At 69.0% G+C, this 268-nt stretch carries 1 protein-coding gene; it reads left to right on the forward strand.

Annotation, left to right across the window (positions count from 1 at the left end):
* Positions 1–268 (forward strand): acetamidase/formamidase family protein (locus NLU14_RS21995; RefSeq protein ID WP_275710616.1); only part of this gene is annotated, 268 nt, incomplete at both ends.

Genomic DNA, 268 nt, shown 5'->3' on the forward strand with positions numbered 1-268 from the left:
GTCTATTTCCCCGTCTCGGTGCCCGGCGCCTTGCTCTATTTCGGCGACGGCCATGCGCTGCAGGGCGATGGCGAGACCACCGGCGACGCGCTGGAGACGTCGATGGACGTCGAAGTCGAAGTCGATCTGGTGCGCGGCAAGCGCGCCGGCCAGGTCCGCATCGAGACGCCGACCCACATCGTCGCGATCGGCCTGGACGGCTCGCTCGACGCGTCGTTCCGCAGCGCCAGCTCGAGCATGTTCGCCTGGCTCGCCGCGGACTATGGCC

The organism is Marinobacter iranensis, assembly GCF_029207565.1.
In the GTDB taxonomy this organism is placed as follows: domain Bacteria; phylum Pseudomonadota; class Gammaproteobacteria; order Pseudomonadales; family Oleiphilaceae; genus Marinobacter; species Marinobacter iranensis.